General features: G+C 54.9%; 17 protein-coding genes. 9 read left to right on the top strand and 8 right to left on the bottom strand.

Going from position 1 to position 20,730, the window contains the following annotated elements; translation table 11 throughout:
- Positions 1-54 precede the first annotated feature (54 nt).
- Positions 55-1,176, top strand: a complete 1,122-nt coding sequence (locus tag LH86_RS13115) for a cupin domain-containing protein (RefSeq protein WP_039302024.1) — start codon at positions 55-57, stop codon at positions 1,174-1,176.
- Positions 1,177-1,242: 66 nt separating this feature from the next.
- Here LH86_RS13115 and LH86_RS13110 read toward each other — a convergent pair whose 3' ends face one another.
- From LH86_RS13110 to LH86_RS13100, 3 genes are read right to left on the bottom strand one after another with little or no spacing between them, the layout of a single operon-like run.
- Positions 1,243-2,271 carry an ABC transporter ATP-binding protein gene (locus LH86_RS13110; RefSeq protein ID WP_039302021.1) on the bottom strand — a complete coding sequence of 343 codons (1,029 nt, stop codon included), beginning with the start codon at positions 2,269-2,271 and terminating at the stop codon, positions 1,243-1,245.
- A complete protein-coding gene (locus LH86_RS13105) occupies positions 2,259-3,971 on the bottom strand; it encodes an ABC transporter permease (RefSeq protein ID WP_039302018.1) in 1,713 nt (570 codons plus the stop codon). Before LH86_RS13105 ends, LH86_RS13110 begins: the two co-directional genes overlap by 13 nt.
- A gap of 3 nt (positions 3,972-3,974) precedes the next feature.
- Positions 3,975-4,952 (bottom strand): ABC transporter substrate-binding protein, encoded by a 978-nt coding sequence (locus LH86_RS13100; protein ID WP_039302014.1) that lies wholly within the window; start codon positions 4,950-4,952, stop codon positions 3,975-3,977.
- Between the two features lie 502 nt (positions 4,953-5,454).
- On the opposite strand from LH86_RS13100, the gene LH86_RS13095 reads away from it, so the two are divergent.
- The gene (locus LH86_RS13095; RefSeq protein ID WP_039302011.1) at positions 5,455-6,306 is read left to right on the top strand and encodes a hypothetical protein; all 852 of its coding nucleotides are present in this window, start codon (positions 5,455-5,457) and stop codon (positions 6,304-6,306) included.
- A gap of 371 nt (positions 6,307-6,677) precedes the next feature.
- The gene (locus LH86_RS13090; protein WP_039306163.1) at positions 6,678-9,104 is read left to right on the top strand and encodes a DUF3772 domain-containing protein; all 2,427 of its coding nucleotides are present in this window, start codon (positions 6,678-6,680) and stop codon (positions 9,102-9,104) included.
- Between the two features lie 93 nt (positions 9,105-9,197).
- On the opposite strand, the gene LH86_RS13085 is transcribed toward LH86_RS13090, so the two are convergent.
- Both LH86_RS13085 and LH86_RS13080 read right to left on the bottom strand, forming a co-directional pair.
- On the bottom strand, positions 9,198-9,728 hold the full coding sequence (locus tag LH86_RS13085; RefSeq protein ID WP_039302009.1) for a hypothetical protein: 531 nt from the start codon (positions 9,726-9,728) through the stop codon (positions 9,198-9,200).
- A gap of 320 nt (positions 9,729-10,048) precedes the next feature.
- The gene (locus LH86_RS13080) at positions 10,049-10,285 is read right to left on the bottom strand and encodes a hypothetical protein (protein ID WP_039302005.1); all 237 of its coding nucleotides are present in this window, start codon (positions 10,283-10,285) and stop codon (positions 10,049-10,051) included.
- Positions 10,286-10,411: 126 nt separating this feature from the next.
- On the opposite strand from LH86_RS13080, the gene LH86_RS13075 reads away from it, so the two are divergent.
- Together LH86_RS13075 and LH86_RS13070 are read left to right on the top strand one after the other, a co-directional pair.
- Positions 10,412-10,789, top strand: coding sequence for a hypothetical protein (locus LH86_RS13075; RefSeq protein ID WP_039302003.1), 378 nt, complete (start codon positions 10,412-10,414; stop codon positions 10,787-10,789).
- Between the two features lie 1,009 nt (positions 10,790-11,798).
- Entirely contained in the window at positions 11,799-12,989 is a 1,191-nt protein-coding gene (locus LH86_RS13070) for a hypothetical protein (protein WP_197061681.1), read from the top strand.
- A gap of 513 nt (positions 12,990-13,502) precedes the next feature.
- Here the strand turns inward: LH86_RS13070 and pepT are convergent.
- On the bottom strand, positions 13,503-14,729 hold the full coding sequence (gene pepT / locus LH86_RS13065) for a peptidase T (protein ID WP_039301999.1): 1,227 nt from the start codon (positions 14,727-14,729) through the stop codon (positions 13,503-13,505).
- 284 nt (positions 14,730-15,013) lie between these two features.
- Here pepT and potA point away from each other — a divergent pair, with 284 nt between their 5' ends.
- Genes potA through potD form a run of 4 tightly spaced genes read left to right on the top strand, consistent with a single transcriptional unit; the run spans position 15,014 to position 18,822 of the window.
- On the top strand, positions 15,014-16,150 hold the full coding sequence (gene potA, locus LH86_RS13060; RefSeq protein ID WP_039301996.1) for a spermidine/putrescine ABC transporter ATP-binding protein PotA: 1,137 nt from the start codon (positions 15,014-15,016) through the stop codon (positions 16,148-16,150).
- A complete protein-coding gene (potB, locus tag LH86_RS13055; RefSeq protein WP_039301993.1) occupies positions 16,134-16,991 on the top strand; it encodes a spermidine/putrescine ABC transporter permease PotB in 858 nt (285 codons plus the stop codon). Before potA ends, potB begins: the two co-directional genes overlap by 17 nt.
- Positions 16,988-17,779: a spermidine/putrescine ABC transporter permease PotC gene (gene potC, locus LH86_RS13050; RefSeq protein ID WP_008453392.1), complete on the top strand. Its 792-nt coding sequence runs from the start codon at positions 16,988-16,990 to the stop codon at positions 17,777-17,779. The genes potB and potC overlap by 4 nt, the downstream gene beginning before the upstream one ends.
- Positions 17,776-18,822 (top strand): spermidine/putrescine ABC transporter substrate-binding protein PotD, encoded by a 1,047-nt coding sequence (gene potD / locus LH86_RS13045; RefSeq protein WP_039301991.1) that lies wholly within the window; start codon positions 17,776-17,778, stop codon positions 18,820-18,822. Before potC ends, potD begins: the two co-directional genes overlap by 4 nt.
- A gap of 170 nt (positions 18,823-18,992) precedes the next feature.
- Here the strand turns inward: potD and cobB are convergent, their stop codons facing one another.
- Entirely contained in the window at positions 18,993-19,814 is an 822-nt protein-coding gene (cobB, locus tag LH86_RS13040) for a Sir2 family NAD+-dependent deacetylase (RefSeq protein WP_039301989.1), read from the bottom strand.
- Between the two features lie 3 nt (positions 19,815-19,817).
- Positions 19,818-20,729, bottom strand: coding sequence for an N-acetylglucosamine kinase (gene nagK, locus LH86_RS13035; protein ID WP_039292009.1), 912 nt, complete (start codon positions 20,727-20,729; stop codon positions 19,818-19,820).
- Between the last annotated feature and the right edge of the window lies 1 nt (position 20,730).

The following is a 20,730-nucleotide window of genomic DNA, read 5'->3' as shown; positions in this document are numbered from 1 at the left end:
TCACCATCCGTTATAATCCGAGTCAGGCTCCTCCATCTGCAGGAAGACAATAATATGGATTATCACCTGGATTTAAACTGGCCCGACTTTATTGCACGCTGCTGGCAAAAACGCCCTGTGGTGCTGAAGCGCGGCTTTAAAAACTTCATCGACCCTATTTCACCGGATGAGCTGGCTGGACTTGCCATGGAAAGCGAGGTTGACAGCCGCCTCGTGAGCCACCAGGGCGGCAAATGGCAGGTCAGCCACGGCCCGTTCCAGAGCTACGATCACCTCGGCGAAAACAACTGGTCGCTGCTGGTGCAGGCCGTGAACAACTGGCATGAGCCTTCCAGCGCCCTGATGCGCCCCTTCCGCGCCCTGCCCGACTGGCGCATTGACGACCTGATGATCTCCTTCTCTGTGCCAGGCGGCGGCGTAGGCCCGCACCTGGATCAGTACGACGTGTTTATTATTCAGGGCGTCGGCCGCCGCCGCTGGCGCGTGGGCGAAAAAGTCGCCATGAAACAGCACTGCCCGCACCCGGATCTGCTCCAGGTTGAGCCGTTCGACGCCATCATCGACGAAGAGATGGAGCCGGGCGACATTCTGTATATTCCGCCGGGCTTCCCGCACGAAGGCTACTCGCTGGAAAACGCGTTGAACTACTCCGTCGGTTTCCGCGCCCCAAGCGGCCGCGAGCTGATCAGCGGCTTTGCCGACTACGTGCTGCAGCGCGAACTGGGCGGGTTACGCTATACCGACCCGGACGTGCCTGAGCGCCAGCACCCGGCGGATATTCTGCCGCAGGAAATCGACAAGCTGCGCGAGATGATGCTGGACATCGTTAACCAGCCGGAGACCTTCCACAGCTGGTTTGGCGAGTTTATTACCCAGTCCCGCCACGAGCTGGACGTTGCGCCGCCGGAGCCGCCTTATCAGCCGGATGAGATCTACGACGCGCTGCAGCAGGGTGACAAGCTGGTGCGCCTGGGTGGCCTGCGCGTGCTGCGCGTGGCCGGAGAGGTGTACGTGAACGGCGAGAAGCTCGACAGCCCGCACCGCCCGGCAGTCGAAGCGTTGGCCAGCCACATTAAGCTGGACGCGGAGAAGTTTGGCGATGCGCTGGAAGATCCTTCCTTCCTCGCCACGTTAGCCGCGCTGGTGAACAGCGGCTACTGGTTCTTCGAAGACTAATTCCCTGCCCCGCCTTCGCCGTTTTATCGCGGCGAAGGCGGGATATTCCTGCCAACAGCACAATTGTCACGCCGCATCCAGCCGCCAGCCCTGTAACAGCTGCACATTCACGCTCTGCCGCACTGCCAGCGGCGCAGAATGAAACGCGCTCAACGCCTGCCCGTCCTGCAAACGCAGCTCCAGCAGATAGCGTTCTCCCTGATAAATACAGCTTTCAACGCTGGCGACCGGCCCGCTGCCTGCAATCTGTACATGCTCCGTGCGAACCAGAACCGGCACGGTTTTATCGCGCCCCGGCTGATCCAGGCCGCCATGCAATGCCGCGAGATCCAGACTTTGTATACCTGGCGATACGGTGAGGGACAGCACACTGCCCTGGCCGATAAACCCGGCCACCCAGCTATTCTGCGGCTGCTGATAAAGCTGCTGCGGTGTGCCCCACTGCATCAGCTCGCCCTGGTGCATCACCGCGATATGGCTGGCGAGCGCCATCGCCTCCGCCTGATCGTGCGTGACATAAACAAACGTCGCCCCCGTGCGGCGGTGAAACTCGCGGAAAGTCTGTTCCATGGTGGCGCGAAGATGGCGGTCGAGGTTCGCCAGCGGTTCATCGAGCAGAACCACGCGCGGCTCCGAGACCAGGCAACGTGCCAGCGCCACCCGCTGCCGCTGCCCGCCGCTGAGTTCCTGGGGTGAACGTCCGAAATAGGCCCCAAGTTCCACGATCTCCAGCGCTTCCATCACCCGTTTCTGCCGCGCCGCGCCGTTGACCTGGCGCAGCTTCAGCGGGTAGCCGACGTTTTCGCCCACAGTCATGTGCGGCCACAGGGCGTAGGACTGAAACACCATGCCCATGTCGCGCTGTTCCGGCGGAACGTGGATGCCGCTGTCGGCCAGCAGCTTCTCGCCCAGCCACAGGCGACCGCCGCTCAGCGACTCCAGCCCGGCCACAATCCGCAGCGTGGTGGTTTTTCCGCAGCCGCTCGGCCCCAGCAGGGCGGTAAACGCCCCGGAAGGGATCGTCAGGCTGAGATCCTTCACCACGGCCTGCTCGCCAAAGAATTTGCTGAGCTTGTCCAGCCTTAGCTCTGCCATGGAATCACTCCTTTCGGTAAATAACGGCCCAGCGCGCCGAGCAACAGCATCACCAGCGCGACCAGGCCCACCACCAGCACTGAAATCGCCGAGGCCATCACCTTGTCACCGCTTTCGTCGAGGTTAAACACCACCACGCCAAGGGTTTCTTTCCCGGCGCTCCAGAGCAGCGCGGAGACAGTCAACTCGTTCACCGCCGTGAGAAACACCAGCAGCGCCCCGGCAAAGGCCGCCGGAGCCAGCAGCGGCAGGACGATATGGCGTAACCGTTGGGAGGCGTCCGCTCCCGCCAGGCTCGCGGCTTCCTCCATCGCCGGATCCAGCTGCAGCATGCTGGTGTGAACCGGCTTCAGGCAGACGGTAAGAAAGCGGGCCAGGTAGGCGAAGAAGATAATCGTCAGCGTGCCGCTCAGACTGACGTTCAGCAGCGGCAGCGGGCGCGCAAACAGCAGAATGCAGGCGATGGCCAGCACCACGCCGGGAAGCGTGTAGGGAATATCAATCAGGCTGTGCAGCCAGCGTAAGGGCCGGCTGGGGCGACGCACCAGCAGCCAGGCCAGCGGCAGGCTTAGCGCCATAAGCAGCCCGGCGGCGCTAACGGAGAGCAGCAGGCTGTTGGTCAGTGCCCGCCAGGTGGCGCTTTGCTCATCAAAGATGCCAGTCCAGGCGGCAAACGTCAGCATGTCGCCGTTGAGCGGCACGCCCAGGGTTGGCACCAGCGAGGTCGCGATCAGTGCCAGCAGCGGGGCAACCAGCATCCCGCCCAGCACGAGCGCGAGCAGGATCTCCACCGCCAGCCTCCCCTTCCCGGGCGCAATACTTGCCGCCCGCCCGGCCATGCCGATCAGCGGCAAAGCGTAACGCCGCTGCATAATGCCCTGCAGCGTGACAATGGCGACGGCCAGCACGCCCATCAGCACCGAGAGTGAGGCCACCTCGTTCAGCATCGACGGCCCAAAGCTGGAGAGCGTCTGGTAGATGTAAACGGGCAACACGAAATAAGAGATGGGGATGCCGAGCATCGCCGGGATGCCGAAGTTGCCGAGGGCGGAAACAAAGGCCAGCGCCGCCCCGGCCCACAGCGCGGGTCGGCACAGCGGCAGAATAATGTCGATGAAAACTCGCCAAAGAGAGGCACCGTTCAGCCTCGCTGCCTCAATTTGTTCCTGCGGCAGACTCTGCAGCTGCGTGCGCAGGGTCAGAAACACCAGCGGCGCGTGCTGGATGCCGAGCAGGAAGGCGATCCCCTCCGCCGAATAAAGCGGATTGGGGCTGCCAAACCCCGGCGCCAGACCGAGGCTGTTGAGCAGCACGCTGCCGGGGCCGAACAGCTGCAGCCAGCTCAGGGCCGTGACCTGCGGCGGGATCATCATCGGCAGCATAAAGAGAAACGCCCAGGCCTGGCGGCCCCGGATGTTCATCAGGCCGAGGCAAAACGCAAACAGGCTGCCCAGCAGGAGGGAAAGCAGCGCCCCCAGGCCGCTGGTATACACACTGTGCCACAGTGCGACCCAGGTGTTTGGGTTGCTGAGCACGCGGCCCAGGCTGCTTTGGCCGCCCAGCCGCCAGTCCAGCAGCGCGGAGATCAGCAACTGCAGACTGGGGAGCAGACTTAATAGCGCAATGACGACAATAAGCAGGCGCAGCAGCCCTTTCATCAGGCTGCCGTCGTCGGGGCGGGACAATGCCGGGCTGATCATCAATCAGCGGCTACCGAACAGGTCGGCAAACCGCTTTTTGTTCGCGTCGGTGTCCGCCAGTGCTTTGGCGGCATCAAACGGCATGATTTTGATGCTGTCGCGCGGTGGGAAGCCCCGCGGCACCGGCAGGCTGGCATCGGCAGGCAGGTAGCCCTGTTTCAGCACCAGCTCCTGCCCCGCTTTGGAGAGCACGAAGTCGATAAATGCTTTCGCCGCTTCGGGATTTTTAGCGCCCTTCATCATTGCCACCGGCTCGGTGACAATGCTCACGCCCTCGGTCGGGAAGGCAAACTCAATCGGCGCGCCTTTGGCTTTCTCACGGATCGCCATGTAATCGACCAGCACGCCGTAGGCTTTGCTGCCGGAGGCAATGGCGTTCATCACCGCGCCGTTGCCGCTCTGCGGCATCGCCCCGTTGGCCTTCAGTTTTTCGTAGTAATCCCAGCCCAGCGTCGGCGCACCCATGATCGCGGCCTGATGGATCTGCGCCGCGCCGGAATAAAGCGGGCTTGGCAGTGTGGTCATGTTCTTCAGCTCGGGTTTGAGCAAATCGAGCCACGAAGTGGGCTTGACCGGGGCCTGGCTGTGGTACGCAATGCCGGTGGTAATCAGTTTGGTGCCGTAGTAATAGCCATCTTTGTCATAGAGCTGGGCATCGAAGCGCGCGGCCTCCGGCGATTTGTAGGCCGCCAGCAGGTTTTGCTGCTTGAGGGATTCCATGGTCACGCTGTCGGCAATCAGCAGCACGTCCGGCACTGCGCCCCCGGCCGCCATTTCCGCCTGTAAGCGGGCGGTCAGCTTGCTGGTACCGTCGCGGATCCATTTTACTTCAATGTCCGGGTTCGCTTTTTCAAAGGCGCTGACGGTGGTCTGCGCGTCCTCATTGGGCTGGCTGGTGTAAAGCGTTAAGGTGGATTTTGCCAGGGCAGAAGCACTCATTACTGCAAGCAGCATCGTCAACAACACATGTTTTTTCATCATTTTATGTCCCTTTTTTCCGTTGCGACGATTAAACCAGCCGATTCTGACAAGAGTATGACCGCCGCCAGGCGGGTACTAAAGTTGGCTGGCCCGAAGCACGTTAAGCGTAGCGCTTAATAGCCCTAACAGGAGGAAAACATTATTAACTCCAGTGAGTAATGGACTACTTTTTCATTTGTCACATATTGCCTTAAATTAAATTAACAGCATCAACCCTATTATTTTAAAAAATAAAAAACCAACACATTATATATTTCATCAGCATGGCATTTGATATCAATTAAATAAAAAACAAACTGCATCTGTATCTGACACATATAAAAGCCATGCAGGTTTACCCGATTGCTATAATCATCGAGTGTTTAGCATAACGTTAAACATGGCAAGTAACATATTGCATATATTTAGATTATTTACCCATCTGGTCAAATAAATATATTATATGGAATATTCCGTTTTTATTTGACACACAGCATAAACATCCATTGTGGAGAACGTTGTTATGTTCAATGAAAAAGCGATCGACGCGGCAGAAGCATATTTTAGTCAAATTCACGGTTTGAAAGGGGCTGAGCTCCTGAGTGATAAGCCCCCGCTCGTCCCCGGCCTGTCTCAGGATGGCGCCGTGCAATATCAAACGTACCAATTCAATGACGCCCCCGCTAATTTAAAAAAACAGGTGGAGGCTGGCCGAGTATTAATGGAACGCTTCGTCGGTGTTGCCAGCGCAGCGGTAAATAAAAAAGCCCCTAACAGTGCCGATAAATATAATTATAAAGAGTGGAAAGAAGTCACCCAGCAGCTGATCAATGCCTTCTTCACCGATCCGGTTTCAGGCGATAAAAGTCTGGACACTTCGGTAAAAGGGATTGAAATTGCAAAAACGGTGATTGAATTTGCCTGTAGCGTTATCGCGGGAAATGTCACTGCTTTTGCTGCCTTCCTGAAAGGTTTTGGCGACGGGCTTAGCGCAGAAATGAATAAGACTACCGCCGACTACAATTATCTGTATGCTTATTCCACTCACGATTTATTCAAAGACAACAGCGGCAATATTTTCTATAAGCCCAGTTTCCTGGTCTATGGCACCTATTTTAGCCAGGCGCAAAAGAAAATAGCCACTTCATGCGGATCCTACAATGAAGTGAACCTCAAATTCGGGGTCAATACCGTAGGCGGTACCTTCAAAATTGAAGAGTACTTTAACAACCCCACCTTCAAGAAACGGGTCGATGATTTTCTGGATAAATATGAAGGGAAAGCTATCGACGAGACCGATTCCTACTTCGACGGCATTTTCAATGGTTCTTCCCCGGCGAAAGATTATCGGTTTAAAAAAGAGCATGCCTACTAGCCTGATTGTCTCCCGTCCAAAGATGGCCGGGCATAATGTCGTGAGCAGCCACAGCTGACTTTTCAAGGACGAGCGCCTGTTCAAAATCTCCGTCCTGGAAGGGTTGCATTATGGTCAGCCCCCGTCTGGTGTAAGCCACACCATTCGGGGGCTAATTCTTTTCTAATGTACTTTATTAAAAAATTTAGGACCCCGGCAATGCGGCAGTTGAAAAGGTAAGTGGCACGGGAGTATCACCAGCTCAGGGCAAGGAGAACATTCAGACTGGCAGGATAAGGAACCCCTCTGGCCCGCCGATGATAAAAAATGGCAATCCGATCGCCGTCTGCCCATACTTGGGAGATATTAATAGGGACATTGAGCGCCATCCCATGAGCAAAACTCTGCATACTTTCCTCCTCACCAGCCTGTTATTTGTCGGCCTGTTGCTGACGGCCCAAAGCAGCCTGGCGGCCCCGGCCGAAGACCAGGATCCCAGCCTGAAAGAGATTGCCGGGCAGCTGAAGCAATACAAAACGCAGATAGACAACATTAAGCAACAGGTTTCACAGACCAACACCGACAGCCGGCTGATCAAGCTGTTCGACACCACGCAAAAGCTGGGCGTGGAGGTGGATAGCCTGGCCGCGCTATTGCAGCCGATGCACGACAAAGTGCAGGCTCAGCTGCAGGTGCTGGGGCCTGCCCCGGAATCTGGCGCAGGCAATGAAACCGCCAGCGTGTCCCGACAGCGCAACGCGCTGAACAGCGACAAAAAGCAGATTGATGAGGCCATCAGCACCTCGCAAAGCCTGCAAACCAACATCCGCGCGCTGGGCATCCAGATTAACGATCTCCGCCGCACGTATTTTAAATCTCAGCTGGCGTCGAACAGCGGGAGCATGTTGAGCGCCACCTTCTGGCTCCAGGAAGCCGATACTCAGGCCGTGGATATCCAGCGCTTCAATGCCTTTGGCGATCGGCTGCTGGAAACCTGGCGGGCGGCCTGGGAACCCGAGTGGTTCTGGGGCACCTTCTGGCTGTTCGTGGCCGCGGCCGCGATTGCGTTTTCCGGCTGCTATCTGGTTGAGCGGCTGCTGGTCTGGATCAACATCACCTGGTTGCCGGATGGACGCCTGCGCCGCAGCTTCAACACGCTGGCAAGCACGTTAGTGACCATGTTTACCATTGTGCTGGCACTTTCCCTTGTAAAAAGTGCCTTTTCACGAGTAGCGGAGTTCTCTCCCCAGGTGAGCGATTTTGTCGACGGCTTTGTGCAGCTGGCCGTGTTCTGCTCATTGATTTATGGCGCTGGCCGCGCGTTCCTGTCCCTGAACCGCCCTTCATGGCGGCTGGTGCAGCTCGACGACAGCGTGGCCGAAAGCGTGCGTTACTTCCCGCCGCTGCTGGCGATTCTGGGCCTGCTCATTGGCTGCCTCGACCTGATTAATAATACGATTGGCGCCAGCCTGGGCACCACGATCCGCGCCAACGGGCTGATTGCGGCCGTTATGGCCAGCGTGCTGCTTATCATGATGCTGCGCGTGCAGCACGCCCACCGGCGGCTGGAAAGAAACGGCGAGCCCGCCGAGAAGCGCTCCCGACTCGATGCCTTAGTCTGCCTGCTGGTCATGCTCGCCTCGCTGGCGATTCTGGCTTCGCTGCTGATCGGCTACATCGCCTTCGCCCGCTACCTGACTTACCAGGTCATCTGGTTCGGCATGGTGCTGGTGGCGTTTTTTTATCTGGTGACCTTCGCCACCGACTTTTTTGCCGCCGTGTTTTCACCGCACACCGCCACCGGCCAGGCGATGAAAAAGTCGCTGCGGTTTAAAGACCGCCACCTTGAACAACTGGCGGTGGTGTTTACCGCCTTCACCAAATGCGCGCTGATACTCATGACCATCATCGCGCTGTTTAACGGCACCTTCGGCACCACCACGCCGAGCTTGCTTATCAGCAAGCTGGTGACGATTTTAAGCGGTGACGGGCTGAAACAGCTGCACATCGTGCCCGGCAACTTGCTGAACGCCGTGCTTTGCCTGGTGATTGGCCTGTACATTCTGCGCGTGACCCAGCGCTGGCTCAGCCAGGAGCTGCTGCCCAAAACCATTACCGATATCGGCATTCGCGCGTCGCTGATTACGCTGTTTACCAACGTCGGCTACGTGCTGCTGATCCTCATCACCCTGGCCGCGCTGGGCATTCAGTGGAACAACCTGGCCTGGATTGTCAGCGCCCTGTCGGTGGGGATCGGCTTTGGCCTGCAGGAGATTGTGAAGAACTTTATCTCCGGCCTGATCCTGCTGACCGAACGCCCGGTCAAGGTCGGCGATATGATCGGCATCGGCGGCATTGAGGGCGACGTGCGGCGGATCAACGTGCGCGCCACGGAGATCCAGCTCAGCGACCGCTCGACGATGATCGTCCCCAACTCGCAGCTGATTTCCCAGAACGTGCGCAACGCCACGATGGGCAACGCGCAGGGGGTGGTCACCATCGCTCTGACCTTCCCGACCAATATTGACCCGGAGCTGGTGCGCGATTTACTGCTCAGCGCCTACCAGGACTATGAAGTGATCCTCCCGACGCCTGCGCCGTATGTGCGCTTCAGCCAACTGGGGCCGGAGGGCATTATCCTGAGCGTGACCGGCTACGTCGCCAGCCCGCGTATGGTTGGCTCCAGCAAAAGCGAACTGCTGTTTAATATTCTCAAGCTGTTGCGCAAAAATGAGGTGAATCTTTCCAGCCCGCAGGAAGTTGTTTTTATGAAGCAGCGGGCGAAAGCTTTGGACGATGACGATGAGTTTTCGTCTTAGGTTGAGGCAGATTTCCAGGTTACTTGCCTGACTCTCCGGTGCTCTACCCGCCTTCGCCGTGATTTGTCACAGCGAAGGCGGGACGCCGTTTATTTAGTGCAGGCCCTGCACCAGTTCGCCGCTCATCCACGCCAGCCCTTTCTTCGTGCGCACGAAGCGCGGCGCGGTTAAATTCTCTTCCAGCAGGCTAAACAGCTGACTGAGAAGATCCGTCATCTGTACCTGTTGGGCCTGCCCCAGTTGCTGACCTAACAGCACCTGAGTCACGGCGCAGCAATATTCGCAGAGTACATCTGAATCGGCCTCCGACACGGTGCAGGGCGCCGCCTCTTGCCCCTCTTCCACCGTTAACCGCTCAATGAGGTGCGGCGGCAGCGGATGCGTTAAGACCACCCTCAGCACGTTAAACCCCGCCTGCAAACGCCCCACCAGCGCGATATATTCAGCGTGGCTATGTCTTTCGACTAATTCATCCATCCAGCAGCTGCAAATATGCAGCACATGAAATAAATCGTCCTTTGCGCCCAGCGGCATTTTTAATAACGCTGCGATGTCCATAGCAATAATCGTTTGATCCTTCGTCATTTCCGTGTGCGTGAATGTGTTACTATCGGCGTTAGCCATGATGTGACTCCTGGTTAGTTACGTTGTGGTTAGCCCTCGTCTGGTGTTGGCGCACCTTTCGGGGGCGAATTCTTTTCTTCGGTTACCTTTGATTGCTTTATGGGTACCATCCTCTGTTTTTTGTACTGGATAAGTCAACAGTGGTTTGGTTTAAAATTATTGGAAACCTAAAAAACTCGAGGGGGATCGCGGAAATGTGATAATTGGAAACTTGGGTTGCATTAGGAAATAATTTTCACTTTAGTTACTCTTTTAGGATGCTATTTAACTCTCTCTATTTGTGATACAGAAAACTTTATCTAAATATTGTCCAACAAATATTATTCCCACCCCAATTCCCTGTATGTTTGTTTATCCTGCTCCGGGAAATCCGTTGTATATTCTCCCCAACCACGATAATGATAGTACTGCGTCATGGCTTCAAAGTGGGAGCCAGCCTCGCAGGACCAAACCAATCTGGATCCAGATTCGAGCAATCCGCGAGCTGAATCACCTTGCTGACCGGCAAGGCAAAACAAATCAAGCCCTTCTTCATTTGTCCAAAGTTCATGCATCATGAAATATACTTTCCTGATCTTAAGGTAAACTTTCAATCATAAGTGCGGTTCAATGGTTATATTTATACCAGAAAATCGCTAAAATGAGCATTAACATTAAGCTACATAATCTGCCATGGAAAGAGTATGACATTGTTCGAAGAATGTAGGGCTGCACTTAAAGCCAATTTTACGATTGTTGAAGGCGAACAGCTGAATCTGGCGATGGGTATTTTTCATCAATATCCATGGCAAAACGGAGACATCAAGTGGTCCAAAATGGATTTTATTGATTATGAAATCACGGATACGCTGCTGAACGATGTGGCATTGAAGGACATGTCTGTTTTTGTCATCACCGATGACGCAGATATCCCCGTATTTAAAACCAGGCTAAATTTGGTGATTAGCAATATCTACGATGTGATGGCACTATCTCCTAAACTATTTATTTTTAATGAAGATGTGATGATGAAACCGTTGTTTCCACATTATGTTGTGCGGATTGGGATTGATGGAGAGTAATATGATAATGTTATCACCACCACTCATTTGATTTTAAAAAATAATTTATCACAACAACCACTCATACTATTATATAAATCAAGGTTATCGTGGCGATGAGTGTTCCGATAAAAAACAATAAACATATATCTTTGATGATACCAACTCAGATGCAAGTTCCCCCGAGATAGAATAAATTAACATAAGTATGTATTAAGAACAGAGCCTACCAATATTAGTAGTTGAAATCCAATGGAATTAACCAAGCCTTTCCTATATATTGTCCACAATCCACTTTAAGAGATAAACTAATGAATGATCATCGGCATAGTTAGGAATCAATATTTTTCCATTGTATCTATCCCAAAAAAAATCTAGTTTTAGATAATAACAGTTGCATAATGTCCGTGATATTCATACTTAACCCAGGGCTGTATACGGGGTATGCATCAAGGGTGGCAATAAGTGGAAAATGAGCATGATGCCAAAACACATTAAAGTTTAAATTATAGGAATGGATTGTTAAAATCAAAAGTCAGATATTAAAGCGGCTCATTAAGAGGATAAAAATTAATTTAGTAGTTAAGCAATTGCAATACACAAGAAATACATCAAGCCTCATAATACATAGAAAAAATTCAGATTCAATTTAAAAATAAGGATAAAAGCCAACTATAAACATTTAATAACACAGAATTAAACATAACTATCTATGTTTGTAGGTAGGTTTCCGGCCCAACATCTATTTTATTCATGAAGGACTAAAAGGGATAATACGATCTACCACTATGAGTCACTTGGAAGCGGTATCCTCTGGCCTATTTGGATTGCAAATGGTTTAAGAACTTACACTATCTAGGACACAAGTCAGCCTCAATGAAGGTGCAACCCGAAGCGATCGGCAACCTCTGGTTGGCATCCACTCGATGAGATTGCAAAGTGAACTGGTATCTCTTCACAGGGGCAATGAAAGTATTGGTCAACCACAGCTAAGATTAGCACCCAACTTTTTCAGTGAGGTTCATCCGTAATGTACCGTACAATAAACGTTTATGTTGATAAGTCCAGTTGGCCAGGTGTCGGCAAGATTCCAAGTTTTCCTGCTGCTTTCAGTGCAGGTACTAATAGTTTCAATCTAAACATCAACTCTATGTTATTGATGATTGGTTACCTTACAACACCGACTTCTGTCACTGGTGTTTCGCTTGCAGAATTCTGGGCGTGGGTGAGATATTTGGCAGCGATCACTCCCCAAGATGCGGACCTTCGCTTAACAAGAAGCTATGCAGACCTCGATGCGCATCAGAAAACCATTCTGAGTGATGACTTCGGAATGGGAGTGCCAATGGTCTGGCTGATGAATAATTTATCATTGGTTGAAATTGTCGATGGCCGCTATTTTTTACAGCGCTACGGCGCTAGCCATGGCGCATACCAACATCGCACTGCAAAGCGAGGACCAAACAAAACACCTGATTTTGTTGTGCGTGGCCACGATGGTAACTGGCACATTATGGAATGTAAGGGGACTCAATCTGGTGAGGTTTTCAGGGATCGCCAAATCAATTCAGGCATATCTCAGAAACTTTCAATAATGTTCCCACCCGGATACACAGGCCAAAGATTAGTATCAGGTCTCAGTATTGGTATCGAAGATGGCAATCCGAGTAACCTGAAGATCATTGATCCGGAACCCGAAGATCCTGTAGTAATTACAGAAAATGAATTGGAGTTTGCAAGGGACGCAGCAACTCGTGGCGTAATGGCCAAACTGCTTCGATCAACAGGCTTTGAAACTGCGGCAGAGGCGGTAGCCGCGCCGTTCGGCATGCCACAAGCAATGCCTCCCTCGAGAAATAAAACGGATAAGAAACGTGTAGAGTTTCTTGCAGATCGAGACCGACGCGCACGAGAAGAGTTGCTGGAAGGCACTTTAAAACGTCATCTGTTCGGTGGTAACTATCGAGGTCGAGAGGTCTCTTTCCAGTTACCGAGGCCGATCTATATTCATGACAATAAGATTACAAAAGTTACCGTAAGACAAGGTATCAACACAGAGGCTGTCGATTTGCTCAGAGAGCAGCCAACCATTGAGAGGCTGATCGACCCATCCCTTAACCATTGGGTTAATATGATGGGAGCTAACATTATTCGCGATGACGAGAAAACCGCAACGTTTCAAATCGGAGATATTTTCAAGTCGGAGTTGATTCTTAAATGATGTATTGTTGGCTCACTGCAATTCATATCAGATGAATCGGCTGAACGATGCGGTAATTATTCGTTTGCGTTATGACGTGGAGCACGAACATCACCGGCTATAGTGCCCACGCCCTAGCGCTGTAGCTACAGCAGCCCTAGTAAGTCGAGGTGCGCTGGGCCCTGAAAACGCTTCAGGAGTTGATTTACTTGGGCATGTCAGCCGGAATACATTTGAGCAAAAACCTCACTAATCGGCGGTGTGCATCAAGCGATTATCCGCGCGGAGAAATTCGGTAACTATAAATAATAAAAATGCTGATAGTTATATGCTGAAGAATTCAGAATGTATTTCGACTTAATACAAATTACATCGCTGTTCTTTTGATAAACACTCCCCGCATTTCTAAAGTCCAGCCGATCGCCAACACAGCCAGAAATTAGAGATATTAGAATCAGTAGAAGATTTTTAGTCCCTTAATTAAAAAGGGGCGTCCAGCCCCTTCCCTTTCACTCACTCAAAGCTAAGCGCCCATCACCCCTTCCTCGCCGTCAGCTCAGCGATCCGCACAATCACCGCCACCGCCTTCTCCATCCCTTCCAGGGTCACGAACTCGTGCTTGCCGTGGTAGTTATAGCCGCCGGTGAACAGGTTCGGGCACGGCAGGCCTTTGAAGGAAAGCTGGGCGCCGTCGGTGCCGCCGCGGATCGGCTTCATGATCGGCTCGATGTCGCAGTCGCGCATCGCCTGCTGCGCCACTTCGACAATATAAGGATGCCCGGCCACCTTCTCGCGCATGTTGTAATAGCTGTCTTCTATGACCAGCTCGATATAGCAGTCCGGGTGCAGGCCTTTGCCGACTTTTTTGGCGATCTCCATCATCCGGCGCTTGCGGGCTTCGAACTGCTCGCGGTCGAAGTCGCGGATGATGTAGTGCATCTCGGCGCGGTCGACGGAGCCTTTCATGGTGTTCAGGTGGTAGAAGCCTTCGTAGCCTTCGGTGCATTCCGGGCTTTCGTCCGCCGGGACTTCGGCGTGGATGCGCGCCGCCAGCGACAGGGCGTTAACCATCACCCCTTTGGCGGTGCCGGGGTGCACGTTGTTGCCGACGATTTTGATGGTCACGGACGCGGCGTTGAAGTTCTCGCTTTCCAGCTCGCCCACGCCGCCGCCGTCCACGGTGTAGGCCCATTCGGCGTTAAAAGCGTCGACGTCGAAGAAATGCGCGCCCTTCCCAACTTCCTCGTCCGGGGTAAAGGCCACGCGGATGTCGCCGTGCGGCACGTTTTTGCCTTTTAATACCGCCAGCGCGGTCATGATTTCCGCCACGCCCGCCTTGTCGTCCGCGCCCAGCAGGGTTTTGCCGTCGGTGGTGATCAGCGTCTGGCCCATTAACTGGTGCAGCACCGGGAACATCACCGGGGAAAGGATCTCATCGCCAATGCCGAGCGCGATGTCGCCGCCGCGGTAGTTCTCGACGATCTGCGGGTTCACGTTTTTGCCGGTGAAATCCGGCGCGGTGTCAACGTGGGAGATAAAACCAATGGCCGGGACAGCGTGCCCGACGTTCGACGGCAGCGTGCCCATCACCGTGCCGTGGTCGCTGAGCGTGACGTCCACCAGCCCCAACTGCTCCAGCTGCTCTTTTAACAGGCGCAGGAGCTTCCATTGCCCTTCGGTGCTCGGCACCTGCTTAACGCCGGGTTTGGATTGTGTATCCAGAGAGACATACTGCAAAAAGCGCTCAAGTAATTTATCCATTTAGCCACCCTCGTTTTTAGTGACATCAATTATCAATAAGCCGCATCGGGCAAATATTGCGTCAGGTCACTTTTAGTCGGTTACGGAAAAAAATAGTTTTCGCAGAACCTGACCCGGCCTCAGTAAAATATCCCTTTAACCGTAGACGATAACGGCCACGGTTTCTGGCCATCGGGATTGGCGATCCCGCCGCTTTGCCGTAGAATGCCAGCCCTTACTCAACGTGCCAAAACCCAAGGTGGTTAATCACAAACCCCGTATCCTTCGCTCCGGATACGTCATTTATGGGACAGCGTAAAAAATTGAAAAAACAGCCTCGTTCGCACTCTATGCTGGTCAACCTGGCAGGAGTCGCCAAGCGCTTTGATGGTAAATCCGTAATTTCTGACTTCTCCCTCACCATTAATCATGGTGAATTCCTGACGCTGCTCGGCCCTTCCGGCTGCGGCAAAACCACCGTACTGCGCCTTATCGCCGGGTTAGAAACCGTCGATGCCGGGCAAATCACGCTCGATAATCAGGACATCACCCATGTGCCTGCCGAGCACCGCCACGTGAATACCGTTTTCCAAAGCTACGCCCTGTTTCCGCACATGACGGTGTTTGAAAACGTCGCCTTTGGCCTGCGGATGCAGAAAACACCGGTGGCGGAAATCACCCCACGCGTGACCGAAGCGCTGAAAATGGTGCAGCTGGAAGAGTTTGCCCAGCGTAAGCCGAACCAGCTTTCCGGCGGCCAGCAGCAGCGCGTCGCCATCGCCCGTGCGGTGGTGAATAAGCCCCGGCTGCTGCTGCTCGACGAATCGCTGTCGGCGCTGGACTACAAGCTGCGCAAGCAGATGCAGAACGAGCTGAAAGCCCTGCAGCGCAAGCTCGGCATTACGTTTGTGTTCGTCACGCACGACCAGGAAGAAGCCCTCACCATGTCCGACCGTATCGTGGTGATGCGCGACGGCAAGATTGAGCAGGACGGCACGCCGCGAGAAATTTACGAAGAGCCAAAGAACCTGTTTGTGGCGAGCTTCATCGGCGAGATCAATATCTTTGACGCGACGGTGCTCGAGCGCATCGACGAGCAGCGCGTGCGGGCGAACGTGGAAGGCCGCGAATGCCACATCTTCGTGAACCAGCCTGTGACCATCGGGCAAAACCTGAAGGTGCTGCTGCGTCCGGAAGATTTGCGCGTGGAAGAGATCAACGACGCCCGGGAAGTGGACGGGCTGATTGGCTACGTACGCGAGCGCAACTACAAGGGCATGACGCTGGAGTCCACCGTCGAGCTGGAAAACGGCAAGATGGTGATGGTCAGCGAGTTCTTTAACGAAGATGACCCGGACTTTGATCACTCGCTGGATCAAAAAATGGCGGTGACCTGGGTAGAAAGCTGGGAGGTTGTGCTGGCAGATGAAGAGCTCGCGTAAATTCCAGAATGTGGTGATTGCCACCGTGGTGGGCTGGCTGCTGCTGTTTGTCTTCCTGCCCAACCTGATGATCATCGTCACCAGCTTCCTGACTCGCGATAACGACAACTTCGTGAGCCTGGTCTTCACGCTGGATAACTACACCCGGCTGGCCGACCCGCTATACGCCCAGGTGCTGCTGCACTCGCTGAACATGGCGGCGATAGCCACGCTGGCCTGCCTGGTGCTCGGCTACCCTTTCGCCTGGTTTCTGGCGCGGCTGCCGGAGAAGGTGCGTCCGCTCTTGCTGTTCCTGCTGATTGTGCCGTTCTGGACCAACTCGCTGATCCGCATTTACGGGCTGAAGATTTTCCTCAGCACCAAAGGCTATCTCAACGAGTTCCTGCTGTGGCTGGGGCTTATCGACACGCCGATCCGCATCATGTTCACCCCGAGCGCGGTGATTATCGGCCTGGTGTATATCCTGCTGCCGTTTATGGTGATGCCGCTTTATTCCAGCATTGAGAAGCTGGACAAGCCGCTGCTTGAGGCGGCGCGGGATCTCGGCGCCAGCAAGCTGCAAACCTTCGTGCGCATTATTCTGCCGCTGACCATGCCGGGGATTGTCGCCGGTTGCCTGCTGGTGATGCTGCCGGCGATGGGGCTGTTCTACGTGTCGGATTTGATGGGCGGCGCGAAGAATCTGCTGATCGGCAACGTGATTAAGAGCCAGTTCCTCAACATTCGCGACTGGCCGTTCGGCGCGGCGACGAGCATCACGCTGACGCTGGTGATGGGCCTGATGCTGCTGGTGTACTGGCGCGCGGCGCGCCTGCTGAATAAGAAGGTGGAACTGGAATGATCGGACGCCTGCTTCGCGGCGGCTTTATGTCCGCCATTTACGCTTTTTTGTATATTCCGATCGTCATCCTGATCGTGAACTCGTTCAACAGCTCGCGCTTCGGCATTAACTGGCAGGGTTTTACCACCAACTGGTACAGCCTGCTGATGAATAACGACAGCCTGCTGCAGGCCGCAAAGCATTCGCTGACGATGGCGGTGTTTTCCGCCAGCGCCGCCACGCTTATCGGCTCGCTTACCGCCGTGGCGCTGTACCGCTATCGCTTTCGCGGCAAACCGTTCGTCAGCGGGATGCTATTTGTGGTGATGATGTCCCCGGACATCGTGATGGCTATCTCGCTGCTGGTGCTGTTTATGCTGCTGGGCGTGTCGCTCGGCTTCTGGTCGCTGCTGTTTTCCCACATCACCTTCTGCCTGCCGTTTGTGGTGGTCACCGTTTACTCACGCCTGAAAGGGTTCGACGTGAAGATGCTGGAAGCGGCGCGTGACCTGGGTGCCAGCGAGCTGACCATTCTGCGCAAGATTATTCTGCCGCTGGCGATGCCCGCCGTGGCCGCAGGCTGGCTGCTGAGCTTTACCCTGTCGATGGACGATGTGGTGGTGTCTTCGTTCGTTACGGGGCCGAGCTACGAGATCCTGCCGCTAAAAATTTACTCGATGGTCAAGGTCGGTGTTTCGCCGGAAGTGAACGCCCTGGCCACCATTCTGCTGTTACTTTCACTGCTGCTGGTGATCGCCAGCCAGCTGATTCTTCGCGATAAAACTCAACCTCAGGGGACGTTAAAATGAAAAAATGGCCACGCCACCTGCTTGCTGCGGGCGCTCTGGCGCTCAGCTTCGGCGCCGCGCATGCCGACGACAGCAAGACGCTTTATTTCTACAACTGGACCGAGTACGTGCCGCCAGGCCTGTTGGAGCAGTTCACCAAAGAGACCGGCATCAAGGTGATTTATTCGACCTACGAGTCGAACGAAACCATGTACGCCAAGCTCAAGACCTACAAAGACGGTGCGTACGATTTAGTGGTGCCGTCCACCTACTTTGTGGCGAAGATGCGCAAAGAAGGGATGATCCAGAAGATCGACAAGAGCCAGCTCAGCAACTTTAAAAATCTCGACCCGGATATGCTGAACAAGCCGTTCGACCCGAACAACGACTATTCCATCCCGTATATCTGGGGCGCCACGGCAATTGGCGTGAACAGCGACGCTATCGATCCGAAAAGCGTTACCAGCTGGGCCGACCTGTGGAAACCGGAGTATAAGCAAAGCCTGCTGCTGACCGACGACGCGCGCGAAGTGTTCCAGATGGCGCTGCGCAAACTTGGCCTGTCCGGCAACACCACCGATCCGAAAGAGATTGAGGCCGCGTACCATGAGCTGCAAAAGCTGATGCCCAACGTGGCGGCGTTTAACTCCGACAACCCGGCCAACCCGTATATGGAAGGCGAAGTGAACCTCGGTATGGTGTGGAACGGCTCGGCCTATGTCGCTCGCCAGGCCGGGACGCCACTGGAGATCGTCTGGCCGAAGGAAGGCGGGATTTTCTGGATGGATAACCTGTCGATTCCAGCCAACGCGAAGAACGTCGACGGTGCGCTGAAGCTGATCAACTTCCTGCTGCGCCCGGACGTGGCTAAGCAGGTGGCGGAAACCATCGGTTACCCGACGCCAAACCTCGAAGCCCGCAAGCTGCTGCCGAAGAACGTGGCGGAAGATAAGTCGCTGTACCCGGATGCAGAGGTGATTAAGGCCGGTGAGTGGCAGAATGATGTGGGTGACGCGAGCGCGCTGTATGAGTCTTATTATCAGCGGTTGAAGGCGGGGCGGTAGGTTTACCCTCACCCCGGCCCTCTCCCTGGAAGGGAGAGGGGGAAACAATTGATTTATGCTCGATCCAGTTCCCTCTCCCCTTTGGAAATGTGGGGAAAACAATTGATTTATGCTCGATCCAGTTCCCTCTCCCCTTTGGGGAGAGGGTTAGGGTGAGGGGCTCAGAAGAACTACAATCCCTTCAAAAACTTATCCACAAACTCCGGCACCACCTGGCTCGCCAGGCCGTAATGCTTCTCCTCAAACTCGCTGCCGACCTGGCTTGGCTCCAGATTCAGCTCCACGGTGTGTGCCCCCTGCAAACGGGCCTCATGCACAAAGCCCGCCGCCGGGTAAACGTGCCCGGAAGTCCCAATGGCAATAAAGTAATCTGCAGTAGCAATCGCCTGATAAATTTCGTCCATGCCCAGCGGCATTTCGCCGAACCAGACGACGTGCGGGCGCAGCGCCGAGGAAATCTGGCAGCAGTGGCAGCGGTCTTCCGGGGTGATGTCATCCTGCCAGTCCAGCACCTGGCCGCTGCTGGCGCAGCGAACCTTGAGCAGCTCGCCGTGCATATGGATGACGTTTTTACTGCCCGCCCGCTCGTGGAGGTTGTCGATATTCTGGGTGACCAGCACAAAATGGTCGCCCAGCGCCTCTTCCAGCTTCGCCAGCGCCAGGTGCGCGGCATTGGGCTGGATTTCCGGCTGCTGAAGCTGGCGGCGGCGGTCGTTATAAAAACGCTGCACCAGCGCCGGGTCGCGAGCGAAGCCTTCCGGCGTCGCCACGTCTTCGACGCGGTGCTCTTCCCACAGCCCGTCGGCAGCCCGGAAGGTACGAATGCCTGATTCAGCGGAAATCCCCGCCCCGGTCAGTACAACAACTCTTGGTCTGTCCATCGCTTCCGGCCCTGTCCTGTCTCTGAAAAAGATGCGCTGACGCAAACGTTGGCGCAGCAGGCGTTTGTTCTTCCGAAACCGGCTCAGCCGGTGCTGACGACGAGAAAGCATGACTTACTCCGTGTAGTGGAGGAATGCCGCGCCACGCATACCGCCTGCGTCGCCGTGGCGAGCCTGTTCAATACGCGGCACTGCGGCAACCGGCAGCAGGTACTTCGGCAGGCGTTCCGGCAGTTGAGCGTAGATATCGCTAAAGTTAGACAATCCTCCGCCAATCACCACCAGATGCGGGTCAATTGAGGTCAATAAATTGCCGAGACAGGCGGCCAGCAGCTCCAGGAAACGATCCACGTGCTCGATGGCCTGTTCGTCGCCCTGGCGGTAGCGGGAGATGATCTCTTTCGCGTCCAGCGGTTCCTGATAGAAGTGCTGCCACAGCCAGGCAAATCCGCGCCCGGAGAGGTAGTTTTCGATGCAACCGTTTTTACCGCAGCCGCAGCGGGTGAAGGGAATATCACGCCCGAGGATTTCCAGCGCGTCCACCGGCAGGCGGGTATGGCCGAATTCACCAGTGATGTAGCTGCGGCCGGTGATAGATTTGCCGTTGATGATGATGCCGCCGCCGACGCCAGTGCCGAGGATCAGGCCCATCACCACCGGGTAGTTGAGGAATTCGTCGTCCCAGGCTTCAGAAAGCGCGAAGCAGTTGGCGTCGTTGTCGATGCGCACGTCGCGCTCAAGCATGGCGCTCAGGTCTGCGCGAAGCGGTTTGCCGCTGGCAGCTGGAACGTTAGCAGCATACAGCGTGCCGTCGTCGGTTTCCGGCATGCCCGGAATGCCAATGCCTACCGAGCCGCGGCAGTTAAACTTCTCGTCGGCCTGCGCCACCAGCCCGACCACCGCGTCGAGGAAATTTTCGTAACTGTCATGAGGAGTAGCAACCCGGGCTTCCCAAAGTAAACGCCGCTGCTGGTCGTAAACGCCGAGTGCAATCTTAGTGCCGCCGATATCAAATCCGTAATACATC

It is taken from the genome of Cedecea neteri (genome assembly GCF_000758325.1).
GTDB classification, from domain to species: Bacteria; Pseudomonadota; Gammaproteobacteria; order Enterobacterales; family Enterobacteriaceae; genus Cedecea; species Cedecea neteri_B.
The sequence above is the reverse complement of the archived record's forward strand: the minus strand, read 5'-3'. Positions and strand labels throughout refer to the sequence as shown.